The organism is Vreelandella sp. 21, assembly GCF_050995515.1.
Taxonomy (GTDB): Bacteria; Pseudomonadota; Gammaproteobacteria; order Pseudomonadales; family Halomonadaceae; genus Vreelandella; species Vreelandella alkaliphila.
Genome location: NZ_CP194673.1, coordinates 3,803,466 through 3,817,780, shown reverse-complemented (window position 1 = coordinate 3,817,780; position 14,315 = coordinate 3,803,466). Strand labels below are relative to the sequence as shown.

14 protein-coding genes are annotated in these 14,315 nt (G+C 55.5%); 5 read left to right on the top strand and 9 right to left on the bottom strand.

Annotated features, from left to right (window positions below; all coding sequences use genetic code 11):
* Positions 1-14: 14 nt before the first annotated feature.
* From ACN06F_RS17260 to ACN06F_RS17245, 4 genes are read right to left on the bottom strand one after another with little or no spacing between them, the layout of a single operon-like run.
* The gene (locus ACN06F_RS17260) at positions 15-935 is read right to left on the bottom strand and encodes a metal ABC transporter permease (protein ID WP_095603471.1); all 921 of its coding nucleotides are present in this window, start codon (positions 933-935) and stop codon (positions 15-17) included.
* Positions 932-2,026, bottom strand: a complete 1,095-nt coding sequence (locus ACN06F_RS17255; RefSeq protein WP_095603472.1) for a metal ABC transporter permease — start codon at positions 2,024-2,026, stop codon at positions 932-934. Before ACN06F_RS17255 ends, ACN06F_RS17260 begins: the two co-directional genes overlap by 4 nt.
* A 3-nt stretch (positions 2,027-2,029) precedes the next feature.
* Entirely contained in the window at positions 2,030-2,812 is a 783-nt protein-coding gene (locus ACN06F_RS17250) for a metal ABC transporter ATP-binding protein (protein ID WP_095603473.1), read from the bottom strand.
* A 23-nt stretch (positions 2,813-2,835) separates the two neighbouring features.
* The gene (locus ACN06F_RS17245) at positions 2,836-3,798 is read right to left on the bottom strand and encodes a metal ABC transporter solute-binding protein, Zn/Mn family (RefSeq protein ID WP_433924410.1); all 963 of its coding nucleotides are present in this window, start codon (positions 3,796-3,798) and stop codon (positions 2,836-2,838) included.
* Between the two features lie 475 nt (positions 3,799-4,273).
* Here ACN06F_RS17245 and ACN06F_RS17240 point away from each other — a divergent pair, with 475 nt between their 5' ends.
* The 4 genes from ACN06F_RS17240 to ACN06F_RS17225 all read left to right on the top strand — a co-directional run bounded on the left by ACN06F_RS17240 (position 4,274) and on the right by ACN06F_RS17225 (position 7,343).
* On the top strand, positions 4,274-5,158 hold the full coding sequence (locus ACN06F_RS17240; protein ID WP_198348806.1) for an urease accessory protein UreD: 885 nt from the start codon (positions 4,274-4,276) through the stop codon (positions 5,156-5,158).
* Positions 5,159-5,255: 97 nt separating this feature from the next.
* Entirely contained in the window at positions 5,256-5,537 is a 282-nt protein-coding gene (locus ACN06F_RS17235) for a hypothetical protein (protein WP_433924409.1), read from the top strand.
* Positions 5,538-5,556: 19 nt separating this feature from the next.
* Positions 5,557-7,071, top strand: a complete 1,515-nt coding sequence (locus tag ACN06F_RS17230; RefSeq protein ID WP_433924408.1) for a PepSY-associated TM helix domain-containing protein — start codon at positions 5,557-5,559, stop codon at positions 7,069-7,071.
* Complete coding sequence (locus ACN06F_RS17225; RefSeq protein ID WP_083007594.1) at positions 7,068-7,343, top strand: DUF3325 domain-containing protein; 276 nt, start codon at positions 7,068-7,070, stop codon at positions 7,341-7,343. Before ACN06F_RS17230 ends, ACN06F_RS17225 begins: the two co-directional genes overlap by 4 nt.
* Here the strand turns inward: ACN06F_RS17225 and ACN06F_RS17220 are convergent, their stop codons facing one another.
* From ACN06F_RS17220 to ACN06F_RS17200, 5 genes are all read right to left on the bottom strand, one after another.
* A complete protein-coding gene (locus ACN06F_RS17220; protein ID WP_433924407.1) occupies positions 7,344-8,393 on the bottom strand; it encodes a FecCD family ABC transporter permease in 1,050 nt (349 codons plus the stop codon).
* Positions 8,394-8,396: 3 nt separating this feature from the next.
* The gene (locus tag ACN06F_RS17215; RefSeq protein WP_433924406.1) at positions 8,397-9,395 is read right to left on the bottom strand and encodes a FecCD family ABC transporter permease; all 999 of its coding nucleotides are present in this window, start codon (positions 9,393-9,395) and stop codon (positions 8,397-8,399) included.
* A 17-nt stretch (positions 9,396-9,412) separates the two neighbouring features.
* On the bottom strand, positions 9,413-10,390 hold the full coding sequence (locus ACN06F_RS17210) for an ABC transporter substrate-binding protein (protein WP_433924405.1): 978 nt from the start codon (positions 10,388-10,390) through the stop codon (positions 9,413-9,415).
* 7 nt (positions 10,391-10,397) lie between these two features.
* The gene (fauA, locus tag ACN06F_RS17205; protein ID WP_433924404.1) at positions 10,398-12,542 is read right to left on the bottom strand and encodes a TonB-dependent alcaligin siderophore receptor FauA; all 2,145 of its coding nucleotides are present in this window, start codon (positions 12,540-12,542) and stop codon (positions 10,398-10,400) included.
* A 128-nt stretch (positions 12,543-12,670) separates the two neighbouring features.
* Positions 12,671-13,606 carry an AraC family transcriptional regulator gene (locus ACN06F_RS17200; RefSeq protein WP_095603483.1) on the bottom strand — a complete coding sequence of 312 codons (936 nt, stop codon included), beginning with the start codon at positions 13,604-13,606 and terminating at the stop codon, positions 12,671-12,673.
* 375 nt (positions 13,607-13,981) lie between these two features.
* Between ACN06F_RS17200 and ACN06F_RS17195 the strand changes: the two genes are divergently transcribed.
* The gene (locus ACN06F_RS17195; RefSeq protein WP_009723133.1) at positions 13,982-14,284 is read left to right on the top strand and encodes an urease subunit gamma; all 303 of its coding nucleotides are present in this window, start codon (positions 13,982-13,984) and stop codon (positions 14,282-14,284) included.
* The last annotated feature ends 31 nt before the right edge of the window (positions 14,285-14,315 follow it).

The window sequence follows — 14,315 nt, the reverse complement described above, 5'->3', positions numbered from 1 at the left end:
GGAGAAACCGGCGTTCACAGATTGACAGGCGGCTCCACCGGCGACTGACGGTCGCGGCGGCGCTTGAGAAGCTGCGTGGCGAGGCCATAGCGCGGGCCCAACAGAAAGGCGAGTATCAGGAATACGCCGGTCATGACGGCCATCATGCCGCCGATAGAAACGTTTAGGTAGACGGCGAGATAATAGCCGGAAATGCTTGAGGCAATGGAGATGAGTGCGCCGATGATAAACATCATCCACAGGCGGTCGGTGAGTAGGTAGGCGGCTGAGGCGGGCACAATGGCAAAGGCGATAAACAGCACCGCACCCACCGCATCAAAGGCTGCAACGGCAGTGGAGCTGGTGAGCATCAGTAGCACGTAGAACAGGATGGTTGGCATAAAACCGAAGGTTTTTGCCAGCGCCGGGTCGAAGGTGGCAAGTTTCAGCTCTTTGTAGAACAGGCCGATAAAAGCGTAGTTAAGCAGCGTCATGATGCTCATCGAGACGAGCGCCTGGGGAATGGGCAGGCCAAACAGGTCGATGGTATCCAGCCAGACAAAGCCGATCTCGCCAAGCAGCACGGTGTGGGTGTCGATATGTACATCGTTGGCGTAGACATTGAGTAACAGCACGCCGATGGAGAAGAGCGCGGGGAAAACCAGACCGATGGCGGCATCCTGTTTTACTCGCTTGGTGTTGGCCAGTGCTTCGGTGAGCAACACGGTTAATAGCCCGGTTAATGCGGCGCCTATTAGCTGCACGGGCCCGCTCTGCTGTTTGGTCAGCAGCCAGACAATCACAATGCCAAACACAATTGAGTGGCTAATCGCATCAGTGAGCATACTGTTGCCGCGCAGCACAAGGAAGGTACCCACCGCCGAGGAGGCAATGCCCACCATGGCGCCTACTAGAATAATAGGCAGGGCCGTGTCGGTCAGTAATTCAGCAATCATGTCACGACCTCTTCGAAGGTGGCGACCACCTGTTTCGCTGCCTTTTCTCCCCGCGACGTTAGCGCCCATCCGGTTCCGCCATCAGGAGAGCGTATAAGGTAGCCTTGGCGCTTAAGTTGACTCAACACCCTGCGCACGCCGAATGTTGTGCGGTAGTGTTGTGAAGCGGAGGGATGCTTGTAAAGCGCGTAGAGCAATTGCTGCTTCTGCAATGCTTCTTTTTGGCGGTAATGCTTGATGAAGCCCCATAGCAGGCCCCGGCCGGGGGCAAGCGCCAGTGAGATGATTACAATAGCCGTTGCGGTGAGAATCACCAGCGGGCCGGTCGCAAGTCCTCGGGATAGAGTGCTGATGGTTGCTCCCGAGACCCCACTGACAATACCGATACCAGCGGCAATCACCAGCATCCCTCCCAGATGACGGCTCCACTGCCGGGCCGCTGCTGCTGGCGCCACGATCATGGCGGCCATTAATATCACGCCTACCATTTGCAAGCCGACCACCACGGCGAGCGCCACCATGGCGGTAAGTGCGGCTTCGATGGCGTTGACGGGCATGCCGAGCGAGCGGGCGTACTGCCCATCAAAAGTGACCAACTTGGCCTGTTTCCAGAAGACAGCGAGCAGCGTGAGTGTGACAAGGGTGATGCTGCCCATTATCCAGAGATCCGAACGCAGCGTAGCGGCGGCCTGGCCGAACAGAAAGGCTTCGAGCCCCCCTTGGGAGGCGTTATTGGTGCCCTGAATATAGGTCAGCAGCACGATGCCAACGGCAAAGAAAATGCTCAGGCAGATGCCGAGAGCAGCATCGGTTTTCAAGCGGCTTTTGCGGGTCAGTAACAACATCGTCAGCGCGGCTAACGAGCCGGTGGCCAGTGAGCCAATGATAACGCCGCCAATATCGCGGCTGCCAGTGATGATGAAGCTTAAACACACGCCGGGCAGTGCCGCGTGGGAGATGGCGTCACCGAGCAGACTCTGGCGGCGTAACACCGCAAAGCAGCCTAGAGGACCGCTGATCAGCCCCAGTAGCGAGGCACCAATCACCACGTTTTGAAAGGTGTAGTCAGACAGAAGGTCGAGCCACTGCATGGGTTATTTCACCTTTGAAGCAGCGAACATCAGGGAGTCGCTATCGTTCAGCAGGGCAATCTGGCCACCGTACGCCTGACGAAGATAATCAATATTAAACACGTCTTCAGCCTTGCCGCTGGCAATCACGCGGACGTTAAGCAGCAGCAGCCAGTCGAAGTAATTACGTACGGTTTGCAGGTCATGGTGGACAACAATCAGCGTTTTACCCGCATCGCGCAGGCGGCGCAGAATGTCGATAATGGCGCGCTCGGTGGTGGCATCAACCCCGGCCATGGGCTCGTCGAGAAAGTACACATCGGCCTGTTGCACCAACGCGCGGGCCAGAAACACCCGTTGCTGCTGGCCGCCGGAAAGCTGACTGATCTGGCGGTCAGCGTAGGCGCTCATTCCCACCATCTCCAAGGCTTCCAGCGACTCCTTACGCTCTTTGCGCCCTGGGCGTCGGAACCATCCCAGGCGACCGTAGAGACCCATGGTGACCACATCTAGCGCGGTGGTAGGGAAGTCCCAGTCGACGCTGGAGCGCTGCGGCACATAGCCAACGCGTCTGCGCTGTGAGGCGTAGGGGCGCCCATGCACCATGACCTCGCCGGAAAGCGATGGTACAAGCTCCAGCAGGCTTTTGATCAGCGTACTCTTACCCGCCCCGTTAGGGCCGACAATGCCTGCCATCACGCCGGTAGGAATCTCCAGATTAATATCCCAGAGAACGGGCTGATTATGATAGCTGACGGTCAGGTTCTGAATACTGAGCGCCGTGTCGGTCGTTACGGGTGTCGCCATTGTTGCAATGCCTTGTTGAGTGATTAGAGCTTCCACTCGTTAGCCCAATCGTTCATTTCATCGGGAAGCGGTGCCAGGGTACCGCCAAGTGCTTCGACAATATGCTGGGTGTTGCGGTAGATCATGCCCATATAAGTGCCATCGACCGTATCTGGGTCGCCCATGGCATCGGAGTAGAGTTCACCGCCAATTTCGACAGCCTGGCCACGTTGTTTGGCGGCATCAATGACTGCCTGAACCGTGCGCGGGTTGATGGTGCTCTCGATGAAAAGGGCTGGAACCGCTCGGTCCACCACAATATCTGTCATGTTGCGAATATCAGCAATACCCGTTTCCGTTTCTGTGCTAATGCCTTGTATGCCTTCCACATCGATATCGTAGGCGCGGCCAAAGTAGCTAAAGGCATCGTGAGCGGTGACTAGAATACGCTGCTCATCGGGAATGCTGGCAATACTGTCTGTCACCCATTCGTGCAGGGCAAGCAGTTGAGCCTGATAGCGTTTGGTATTGGCATCAAACGTCGCGGCGCAGTCGGGGCGCGCTTCATTCAGCGCTTCGTTGAGCGTGGGCAGTGTTTGCGCCCATAAAGAAACGTCCATCCACAGATGAGGGTCGATGCCGTAGACATCCTGTGAGGTAATCAATGATGCGGGATCAATCGAGGCGGGAGCAACGGCAAGCGTTGGTGTGCGCTCGGAGAACCTTTCCAGTACGTCACCCAGCTGGCCTTCCAGCGAATAGCCTGAGTAGAGAATCTGCTCTGCGTTTCGCAACGCCGCCACGTCGCTGGCGCTTGCCTGGTAAAGGTGGGGGTCAACCCCTGGCCCCATCAGCGCGTCTACGCTAACGCACTCACCGCCGATCTCCTGGGCGATATCGGCAATCATCCCAATGGTCGCGACTACATTGAGCGGCGCCTCGTCGGCGGAGGCGATATTGCTTAGCGGAAGTAAGCTTGCCAGAGCAATTGCGTATCTTGTTGCCATGATTCCCCCCAGCCGGAATGCCAGCTTAAACGATAGGTTGAGACAGATTGGGTTAAGGATTGATGAGTGTGTGATCAATAAGCGTTTGACCGATGTGTGTTAAGCAATGTGGTAAGGCGTCATTGATTTTGCATGAAGCAAGAAGTATAGCCTTGGCTAAGTTTCTGGCGTTCTGCATCGAATGTCAAGAGAACCAAAATATCGCCGACGGTACTTATGATCACCAAATACGGCCACCAAGTACGTCCAGCGATCCAAGCGGGCTGACGTGACGGCGCGAGCAAAACGCATAAGTGTGCAGCCGTGGTGCAGTCTGTCTTTAGGTTGACTCTTTTTGGTGCGAAATGGGCAGGGTGAAAACTATCTTTTTCCATCTCATACGGGTGCTATGGCGACGTATGAGCATTCTTCACCATTTTGGCGCATTCCTTGCATTTCAAGTTGAAATATTGACCAACAGGAAGCGATAGCGCCCATGACTCTGTGTGAACTTGCGACACCTGCTGCTGGCTCAGGCCATCGCTTTGATGGCGAGCGCCACTGGGCGGCATCGCTGGCGCTGCGTTTTGCTAACCGTGAGGGTATTACCCGGTTGGTGCAGGCTCGTCACCAAGGGCCTCTACGCGTACAGCGCCCGTTTTACCCAGAAGGCAGCACGGAAGCTTGCCATGTGTACGTGCTGCATCCACCCGGAGGTTTAGTCAGTGGCGATGCCCTGACGATTCGCGCCCACATCGAGCGTGGTGCCCACGCGCTACTCACCACGCCTGCGGCTAACAAGCTTTATAAAGCGGACAGCCAGGGCGTCGCCTGGAACCAACAGACTGAACTTAACGTGGCAGATGGCGGCACCCTTGAATGGCTGCCTCAGGAAACCATTGCCTTTGATGGCTCCAAAGGCACTCAGCGAACGCATATTGCGTTGCATCGCAGTGCCCGCTGCCTGGGCTGGGAAATCATGGCGCTAGGCCGCCCCGCCAGTGAAATTCCCTATGTGACAGGCCGCATTGAGCAGCACTTTCGTTTAACCCTAGATGGCAAGCCGCTGTGGCTTGAACGCCAACCATTAGACCCTGCACATCCGCGTTTTAATGGGCGCTGGGGGCAGGGGGGAGCCACGGTGCAAGCCACGCTGTGGGCGGTTGGTTTAGAAGATGCCGGTGCGGCGATTGATGCACTACGCGAAGCGCTGCCGGACAACCCGCGTTGGGCGGTCACCGTTCGCCAGGGCGTACTGTTATTACGTTACCTCGGAAACTCACGTAATGAAGCCTGGGCGCTGTGTGAGCAGGCTTGGCATTTACTGCGCCCGCGTTGGATCGCTCGTGCCGCCCACACGCCGCGCATCTGGTTAACCTAAACGTTATGCAGCAGGTACTAAATAAGTTATTACCACTAATGCAAATGAAAACCTTTTGCATTAAAATGGCAGTTTGTGACCTGCACCGAGATGCACCATGCTGCTCAACGTCTTATCCTCTTCCTATTGGCTGCTGATCTTACGCATCCTGGCCGCGACGCTTGGCGGCTATATAGTCGCTGCACTGTTCTCGGTGGCAGCGCTTGGCTTACCGCTAGATATCATGATGTCTCTGCGTATCGGAATGATGGGGAGCTTCATTATTTGGGCGGGCGTGGCGACTTGGTCGTTTATCACGCCGAGTTTGATACGCCTTTGGGGGGCTATCGGTCTCGCCGCTTGCGGCCTTCTATTGGTGGCTACCTATGGCATCCACTAAGCGCAGCGTGAGGCGTAACATGGCTCAGCTGCACACATGGTGCGGCTTGTTAGCTGCTTGGCTGCTGTTTGCCGTTTTTCTGACGGGCACTCTGAGTTACTTCAAAGAGAGTATTTCGTTATGGATGCAGCCCGAACTACCGAGTGTCGTCGCGAACGCTGAGTGGGACAACCGACGTCTGGCTGATTACTGGCAGCACTATCTTGCTGAACACGCTTCAACAGCAAGAAGCTGGCAGATTACCTTTCCTAATGAACGCATGTCGGTCTCGACAGCCGTTTGGTTTGGGCAGGATGGGAGAGAGCAGTTGGTGCTTGACCCAACCACTTTGTCGTTGGTTACTCCGCGTGAAACGCGTGGGGGTGATTTTTTCTACCGGTTCCATTTTCAATTGCATCACCTCCCCGCCATCTATGGTCGCTGGATCATTGGTATCGCCACCATGATGATGTTCGTGGCAATCATCAGCGGCGTGATAACCCATAAAAAAATCCTGCGCGACTTTTTTGCTTTCCGACCCCAAAAGGGCGCCCGTAGCTGGCTAGATGCTCACAATGCATTTTCTGTGTTAACGCTGCCTTTTCAGCTAATGATTACCTATACCGGCTTGATAACGCTCATGTCGCTCTATATGCCTTGGGGAGTAGAGCGCGCCTTTCCCGATGCTGACGCGCGTCGCCAAGCGACCAGTGAACTGCATGCCTTTCCTCTCTCCGGCCCGGCTACGGGGCAGCCTGCAGCGTTATATGCCCTTAGCGAACTGGTCGGTGATGCTGAAGCGCATTGGCAGAAGCCGGTGCAGTCCCTGAGGGTCAGCCACCCTGGCGATGCAGGCGCGCGTGCCGTGGTTTGGCAGAGTGCCCACGAGGCGTTATCTGCACACCGCCCACAACGTATCTATGAAGCAAGTTCGGGCGACTTGTTAGCAGAGACTCAGTCGCAACGTGTCGATGAACAAGCACACGGCGTCATGGTGGGGCTACATGCAGGTCGTTTTGCTAACTGGGGCATGCGCTGGATCTATTTTGCCTTGGGCGCTGCTGGGTGTGGCATGGTGGCAACCGGGCTACTGCTATGGACGTCAAAGCGTAAGCATAAGAAGGGCAGTGTGGTGGGGATCTGGTGTGTCGAGCGGATTAATATAGCCACGCTGGCCGGCATGCCGATTGCCGTATTGGCCTTTTTAGCCAGCAACCGACTTTTACCGGTGGCGCTTAGTGGTCGTGCCCAATGGGAAATCTATTTTTTCTTTGCCGCCTGGCTGCTGGCGTTGCTACACGCTGTTTTAAGACGCTCGGCCTCGCAGGCGTGGCGGGAGCAGTTAACTCTGATCGTTATCTTGTTACTGTGCCTACCAACGCTGAATCTCTTGGCCCCTTCCTATCGTGTTCTAGGTGAGCTTGCCGCAGGTAATTGGCAGCGTGTTAGCGTTGACCTGATGTGTTTGGTCGGCGCGCTGATCATCGTATGGCAGATGAAACGAGCCGCTAAAAAAGCGAGCACCCGTGTGCAGACTATTCAGGTGGCGTCATGATGCTCCTCACGATTCTGGCACTCTGTACGCTGGGTTTTGCATTAATTGCGCTATCGGATAGCCGCCATCGACGCCGTTGTGGCCTTAAGCCTGCTCAACAAAAACCTTGGTTCTGGGCGGGCAGCGCGATACTCGGTTGGCCACTTTGGTTGGCGATGGAAACCTGGAGCACAGGGCTGGCAATAACGCTATGGCTTGGTTGTCTAAGCATCTCGGCGGGAGTGGTATTTCTTGGTCTGGCGATGTTTGAGCGCTTCCGCCAGCAGCCGTAATTACCCCCGCCGCTGGCGATTCAATAAATAAACCAAATAGACACCGCCCAGTCCAGCCGTTAAAACCCCGACGGGTAACGCCCCAGAAGGCAATGAGTACTGAGCCGCTAAGTCTGCCGCCAACAGCAGCAGGGCGCCGACCACGCCTGCCGCTAAGGGGAGCGGCCCAGGTTTTCGCCAAAGGCGTAACGCCAACTGGGGTGCGGCAAGTGACACAAACGCAATCGGCCCTACCGTTGCGACCGCGCCACCCGCCAGAAAAGCCCCCATTACGGCACTTAATAAGCGTGATGCTGCCAAGTTAACGCCGAGGCTTTTGGCGACTGGATCGCCAAGCGCCATCAGGCGCAGCCGGGGGGCTATCAGCACAATACCGGGCAGTAACAGCAAACACAGGCTAAGCATTGGCCAAAGATCGTGCCACTGGCGTCCTGCTACGCTACCGCTAAGCCAAATCATCGCCTCTCGCGCTTGCTCTTGGCCCAGCCAGGTCAAATTTAGCTGCACGCCTGCTAGGGCTAAGGCATTGATAGCGATGCCAGCAATAATCATTGAAGAGGGGTGGCGAAAACCGCGCCCAGAGCCGCTATAGACCGCCAGCGTGCCGATGATCGCACCCAGCGCGGCCCCCGTTGTGGTAGAGACAATGCCCACCAGCCAACTGCTTGCCAGCAGTGCTCCCAGGCTAGCGCTGGCAGTAAGGCCGATAATATCGGGACTGCCTAACGGGTTGCGGGTGATGCCTTGAAACAGGGCACCCGATACGCCTAGCGCAAAGCCAGCACACAGCGCGACGAATGCCCGTGGTAGGCGCAGCGTAAACGCCTGCCATTGTTCAAACGGTGTCGCATTACCTTGGATAAGGTGCCCAAGCGCTTCTTTACTAAGTCCTTGGCTTCCCAGCATCAGAGAACCCAGTAATAGCCCTAAAGCGATAATGCTGGCCAACATGTAGGGGGCTAAAGCACGGGGTGGCAAAAGACAGGGTGGAAAAATACGGGGAAGTAAATGACGGGGGGCTGGCAGTAACGTATTAAAGCGTTTCATCATGGCTCACACAGCGCGCTGGTTAATGCGCAAAGCGACTAACAGAAATGGCGCGCCTAGCAGCGCCGTCAGAATCCCTGTCATGATTTCAGAAGGGCTTAGCAAAAGGCGTGCGAGCAGGTCTGCAAGTATCATCATTAGGGGGCCCATCACCAGCGCGATGGCAAGTTGCCAATAAACGTAATGACCAGCAATTTTTTTGGCCAATAACGGCACGGCTAAGCCCACGAAAGCGATAGGGCCCACCGTGGCGGTTGAAATCGCCGCTAGCAGCGCGCTACCGCTAAGCACCGCCAGCCTCAAACAGCCCGCATTCAGCCCCAGCGCTTTGGTCACGCCGTCACCCATTTGCAGGACGTGTAAAAAGCGCGGGAGGATAAACGACAGGCCAAGCCCGACCGCTATCCAGCCCAATAGCCGCTGGGCTTCATCTAGCGTATGCCCATTGATGGACCCAACGATCCAGAAGCGATAGTTGGCAAATAAGGCGGGGTGGGTAAGGGTGATGGCTTGTACGTAGGCAAATAGAACGGCGTTAAGCGCCGCCCCTAACAGCAGCAGGTGTGATGGGTCATGCTGGCGATAAGCGCTCTGAACGCCTGCCAAAACAGCCACGAAAAGCGCACCAGGTAGCGCTAACCAAAAAGCGCCTGCAGGCAACGAGCCAAGCACCAAGCCAGCGGTGACCAGAGACGCGGCTGCGCCTGCATTGATGCCCAGAAGCCCTGGCTCGGCAAGCGGGTTGCGGGTTAAATTTTGGAGCAGCGTACCGGCGACGGCAAGCGCCGCGCCGGTAGCGATGGCGAGCAGTGTGCGTGACAGGCGTGCTTCCACTAAGTCGTTGGCGTAGCTGGGGCCTGCCGCTTGAAGTGCCTGCCATACTTGATAAAGGGAGAGGTGTTCTGCTCCCACCGAGAGATTGACCCAGCCAAACAGCAGCACCGCCCCCACTAGCCCTGCCAGCCAGCGTGTTCGCTGCCGTAAAGAGGGAAATAGATCATTCACGATACCAGTTCCAGCATTCATCGCCGTTCAGCTGCCTCGGCAAGGCGTGGCAATAGCCGCTCGATCATCCATTGAGTCGCTAGTGGTGAACCGGCAGAACTAGCAACGATTAATGGTTGATCGATCAGCGCCAGATAGCGGCCATCTGAAATGGCTGGCAACGAGGCAAAAAGCGGTAGCTCAGCCACTCTATCGCGCTGCTCTTCGCTGTGATACCAAGAGACCACTAAGTCGACATCTTCGAGCATGGGAAGATGTTCAAAACCGAGGTAGTGCGCAAAGTGATTGCCGCTTGGCGATAGGCCTTCAACCGTTGGTGACAAGAGAAGCCCAAGGCCTGTCAGCGTGCCAACGCGAGGGTCATCTGCTAAATACACGGAGACATTTCCAGAGGCTGGGTCGGGTCGTACATAAGCAAAAGTGGTGTCCGCAAGGCCTGGGTAAGCCTCGCCTGCAGTCCTCAGCGATGTGTCGAGATGACGCATTAAGGCAGCACCTTCCGCCGGCACGCCAAGCGCTTGTGCAATACGTTCAATCTGCTCATCGACAGAGGTGAGATAAGGGCGCTCTGGGTAAGCGACAATGGGCACCAGTGGCGACAACAGATCATAAATGGCGTCTGGAACACCACTGGAAGGCGCCAAAATGACATCCGGCTCCAGTGCGAGCAGTGCTTCAACATCCAGCTCGGGGTATTGCGTAATCGTCGTGGGTAGCGGCGTTGCCTGTGCTTCCAGAGCGTCTCGTACCCATGGCCAATAGCCATCCTCATCGCCGCCCCACTCCGCACGGCTGACCCCGACCGGCACAACGCCAAGTGAGATGGCAATATCATCAGCACCAACGCCAAGGGTGACGACGCGCTGCGGTGGCTCGTCAATGGTGGCTGTTCCCAGTGGGCTTTGGATGACAACGGGAAAGAGAGCGGCATCAGCCACTGCCCCCGTCATGGGGGCAGCCGCAATTAACAGCGTGATGAATGAGCGCAGCATCATTAGCTTCTCACCAATCCCAGTTGATTGACATGACGGCACTACGCGGTTCGCCAAGCCAATACTGGCTGTAGAAACCAATTTGCTCGTAGTAGTCCTTGTCAAACACGTTGTTGATGTTCAGCTGCGCGCTTAATTGATCGTTGAAGCGATAGCGTGCCATCAGGTCAGCAACGGCGTAAGCGTCTTGCCCAACCTTAACTTGGCCATTGGGGCTAGATGTGTTCCGCCAAATATCGCTTTGCCAACGTGCCCCGCCGCCCAATGTTAAGCCACTCCATGCGCCCGGCAGTTGGTAAGTGGTAAACAGTTTGATCTGTTGGCGCGGATGGGTCGTGTTGGTACGCTCGCCGTCGGAATTTTCTGCATTGGCTAGGGTGTAGCTGGCGCTCACATTCCAGCCCGAGGCCACTTCGCCAATCAATTCGACCTCTACGCCATTGACCTGATTACCATCCACACTGCGGTGGGCGGACGTACCCGGCTGGCCGATCACATCAACGCCAGGAATGGCTTCGGCCACACCGTTTTGCTCTGTTCTAAACAGTGCAATGCTGCTATCCAATTGGCCGTTCAGAAGGGTTGCCTTAGCGCCTAGCTCATAGCTGCGACCCTGAATTGGATCAAGCAGAGAGCCATCCTCACGGCGGGCATTCTGAGACTGGAAAATCTCGGTATAACTCGCGTAAACAGAGGCATAGTCATTAATATCGTAAATAATGCCCGCATAAGGCGTTATTTCGTTGCTGTATCGGTATTGCCGCTCAGACCCATAGTAAGTCTGATCCAATTCCCAATCGCTCAGGCGTGCGCCAACAATGAGATTAAGCGGATCACTCAACGAAAAGCGCGACACCATATAGCCGCCGCTTTGCGTTACCTGCATATTGTCTGAGCTGCTGAATTCCCCCCACTGAGGCTTGGCCACCACGCTGTCTCGCCAATTAAAGTAACTGCCCGCGGAAGGCGGTGTGCCAACCGGGGTGGCCAGTTTTATCTCAAAGTCATCTTCGTTATGCATCCAGCCAAAGCCCAGCTCATGTTGGCGGCCAAATAAGCTGAAATCACCTTCGGCCGTCACGTTAACGGTTTGTTGAGTGCGGTTGCCGCGGTAATTTAAGAAGGAGCTGGACATACCAAGGCCTGTCTCCCTGTCTGGGAAACCGCCGCGATAAAGGTACTCTAGGCCATAGTTACCGTCGTTATGGCTAACGGCGGCGCGTAACGTCCAGCCGTTATCCAGTTGGTGGCTAATATCAGCGAACACGCGAGTGGTCTCGTTGTAAAACGTTGACCAGTCGGTATTGTTAGATGCGCTGCGGTCAAAGTCCGTTCGGCTGCCGTCAGCATAAAAAGCCGGGACACTGGCCCCTGCGCCAACCGTCTCGTTGTGCTGATATTCAACCCCTACGGTTAATTGAGTAGCGGGGGTAAGCTCGCTACTGATAACACCGTAAAGCGTCTCATGGTCATCTTCGAGATGAGAGATAAAACTATCGTTCTGGTCTTTGGCGACGACAAAGCGGGCCCCTGTCGTACCATCGCTGCTTAATGGAACAGACACATCAGCCGTGACGCGGCGCCGGTCCCAACGGCCGAGGCCTGCGGAAACAGACGCAGCCGCTTCGGACAACGGGCGTTTGCGAATAAAGTTAACGCTTGCCGAAGGTTCGCCAGCGCCGGTCAACAAACCGGTTGCCCCGCGCACTACTTCAACACGATCATAAATCGCCGCATCCCAGTCGGAATCGCCAAAATTCCAAAAACCGCTGAGCGGAATGCTGAGCCCGTCAAACTGCACGCTACGGATTGAGAAACCACGCGCGGCATAGCTAATTCGGTTGCTGTCAGCTCGGCTTGGCGAAACGCCGGGTACTTGAGCTAACACATCACCGCCTGTCTGTGCCGCACGGTCGTCGATCTGCTGGCGAGTAATAACACTTGTTGATTGGGGGGTCTCGCGTGGCGTTAATGACAGCCCGACCGCACTGCGGCTAGCGGGCACTGTGTAGCGTTGAGTGCCTTCACTGCTGGTGCTGAGGCGCTCACCGGTCACTAGCAAATTGTCCAATGTTTCGTCAGGAGCTTCAGCAAAGGCAAGCAAAGGGTAGGCAAGAATAAGAGCAGTGCATGTTGATCGATATAACAATGGCATGGAGCGGTTTTCCAAAGTTGGATGTTGCTAGTAGTTAATATTTCATAATGAGAATTATTCCACTTATGCTGGGCGGGCGGTTATGCCCGCCGCGCAATTGATTATGCGCAAACGTCAGCCGTATCGTTTTAGGAGCGTTTAAGGGAACTTTCCGTCAAAGCACCCGGCGAGATACCGTAGTTTTTCTTGAAAGCAGTAATAAAGTTGCTGGCATGGCGGTAGCCGCTTAAATGTGCCGCTTGTTGAACGCTGTGGCCGCTCAGCAGCAGCTCGCGGGCTAGCGAAAGCCGACGCTTGCGCAAATAGTCGATGGGCGCTAGGCCGTAAGCCATCTTGAAATGCCGCATTAGCGTACTTGGGCTCATGGCCGCGCGATCCGCTAAGCGTTGCAGCGTGTGGTCAAACGATGGCTCTTCATCCAGCCAGCGGCGTATTAGCGCCAAGCGCTGTCGATACAGTGCGCCACTGTCAGCCGTATATGGCGAACGGCAGTCCAGCCCCTGGGCGATGATTTGCAGTGCCAGCCCTTGAAAGCGCATGCGTTGCGACTCAGCGCTACTGGAAGCACAGCACGCTTCATCGATGGTGAGCTGTAATCCAGGACTGAGCTGCCAGACATGGGGGGAAGTCGATGAAATGTAAGAACCATACCAAGCCTGCATCGCTGGTGCGTCGAGCGATAGGCATAGCGTGCGAAGCCGTTGATTAGCAGGATGAAAAGCGCTTAGCGTTAAACCTGTGTCCAGCCTTAGCCAGCAAGCTTCCCCTGCCGTTATCCAACGCTTTTGGCCATCAATATCGAAATGTGCGCAGCCCTCTAACATCACCACAATCAGCAGGTCGGTATTGCCCTTAGAGAACGATTGATAAGGTCGCAGCACATCCAAATCGGAAATAAAAAGCTCCACACCCGCCGCTAGGCTAACTTCTTCTACACGCCCTTGGGCGATCGATGTTTTCGGCGTGCAGGCAGCGTTGGAGGTTATGGGAAAGCAGTAATCGATACTGTATCGGCGTCCGTAGCCTAAAAAATGATCAACGGTATAGCGGGTGCTAATGGTCACGTGGTGTGTCTCAACCTGGTGTAGAAACAAAGGTTCAACAAACAGCCTTATTTAAAAGACGCGCACAAATAGTAATGTGTTTTATTATTATTTGATAGTTAATGCTAAGTGGAGCGTTTTAATTGCACTTCTTTGGTGCGACGAAGGGGCTGGCTAATTAGCATGGTGCAATTTTGGTGCGAATAAGAGAAAGTCGGTATTTTTCAAGCTATTGAATAATAATGACTATTTTTTCTATTCACCATTTTGGTACGGCGGTTGCGCTGCATTGCTTCAAATAGGCGTGCTCGGTTTCGATAGTCTGGGAGCGTTGTTCCAAATCCTGCACCGTCGTTTCTGTTGAGCGCTCCCACTGATCGAGCCAATGGAGCCCCCATGGAACTGACCCCACGAGACAAAGATAAGCTGCTGCTATTTTCTGCTGCCCAGCTTGCCGAGCGCCGCAAAGCACGCGGCCTAAAGCTTAATTACCCCGAGGCCGTCGCGCTGATCAGCTTTGAAATTATCGAAGGTGCCCGTGACGGCAGAAGTGTCGCCGACTTAATGAGCTACGGCCGTGAAATCCTTAGCCGTGATGACGTGATGGATGGCGTGGCGGAAATGGTGGATGAAGTGCAGGTAGAGGCCACCTTTCCGGACGGCACCAAGCTCGTGACCGTTCACACGCCAATCAACTAGTCGTCAGCAACCAGGAGGCTGCCATGATTTC

Excerpts from the sequence above, each read along its gene's own strand:
- ACN06F_RS17260 (WP_095603471.1), bottom strand. The coding sequence starts at position 935 with ATGATTGCTGAATTACTGACCGACACGGCCCTGCCTATTATTCTAGTA.
- ACN06F_RS17255 (WP_095603472.1), bottom strand. The coding sequence starts at position 2,026 with ATGCAGTGGCTCGACCTTCTGTCTGACTACACCTTTCAAAACGTGGTG.
- ACN06F_RS17250 (WP_095603473.1), bottom strand. The coding sequence starts at position 2,812 with ATGGCGACACCCGTAACGACCGACACGGCGCTCAGTATTCAGAACCTG.
- ACN06F_RS17245 (WP_433924410.1), bottom strand. The coding sequence starts at position 3,798 with ATGGCAACAAGATACGCAATTGCTCTGGCAAGCTTACTTCCGCTAAGC.
- ACN06F_RS17240 (WP_198348806.1), top strand. The coding sequence starts at position 4,274 with ATGACTCTGTGTGAACTTGCGACACCTGCTGCTGGCTCAGGCCATCGC.
- ACN06F_RS17235 (WP_433924409.1), top strand. The coding sequence starts at position 5,256 with ATGCTGCTCAACGTCTTATCCTCTTCCTATTGGCTGCTGATCTTACGC.
- ACN06F_RS17230 (WP_433924408.1), top strand. The coding sequence starts at position 5,557 with ATGGCTCAGCTGCACACATGGTGCGGCTTGTTAGCTGCTTGGCTGCTG.
- ACN06F_RS17225 (WP_083007594.1), top strand. The coding sequence starts at position 7,068 with ATGATGCTCCTCACGATTCTGGCACTCTGTACGCTGGGTTTTGCATTA.
- ACN06F_RS17220 (WP_433924407.1), bottom strand. The coding sequence starts at position 8,393 with ATGATGAAACGCTTTAATACGTTACTGCCAGCCCCCCGTCATTTACTT.
- ACN06F_RS17210 (WP_433924405.1), bottom strand. The coding sequence starts at position 10,390 with ATGATGCTGCGCTCATTCATCACGCTGTTAATTGCGGCTGCCCCCATG.
- fauA (WP_433924404.1), bottom strand. The coding sequence starts at position 12,542 with ATGCCATTGTTATATCGATCAACATGCACTGCTCTTATTCTTGCCTAC.
- ACN06F_RS17195 (WP_009723133.1), top strand. The coding sequence starts at position 13,982 with ATGGAACTGACCCCACGAGACAAAGATAAGCTGCTGCTATTTTCTGCT.